Here is a 458-nt window from a genome sequence, read left to right as displayed (position 1 = left end):
ATTACTAGGTAAAGATTGAAAGATTTTTTTAATTAACATGGTTTTTGTTTCCTTTCCAAGTTTGTGTGTTGTTAAATAAAAAAAGACCCTGAGAAGGGTCTTTGGTTATAAAATAAGATTTTGTCGAGGTAATTTATGGATTATTAGCATTATTTATTATTTCTAACGGATTGTTATTTTTTCTTTTTATGAGGTTGTGAAGTTGACACAATATTTTGTTGCTGATATATATTTCTTTTTTTGTTATTAGAGAACAATTTCGTTAATTTATCTAAATTAATTTGAATTCCTTTTTTTGTGAAATATTTAACATTTTCCTCTAATGTATCTATTGCTTTCTCTATAATATCGATATCTTTTTTTAATTTGTCTTTAGAATTATTCTCCATTGCCATAACTTTCTGATTATTAATAATAAATAATAATCCTAAGAAAATAAACAAATAAATATTTATTAT

At 22.3% G+C, this 458-nt stretch carries 1 protein-coding gene; it reads right to left on the bottom strand.

Annotation, left to right across the window (positions count from 1 at the left end; translation table 11 throughout):
* Window positions 1–173: 173 nt before the first annotated feature.
* Window positions 174–458: SVM family protein (locus OL66_RS03495; protein WP_156956366.1), on the bottom strand; the 285-nt coding region annotated here is incomplete at its 5' end.

Source organism: Chrysanthemum yellows phytoplasma, from assembly GCF_000803325.1.
GTDB lineage: Bacteria > Bacillota_I > Bacilli_A > Acholeplasmatales > Acholeplasmataceae > Phytoplasma > Phytoplasma asteris.
This window is presented reverse-complemented; position numbering and strand designations above follow the sequence as displayed.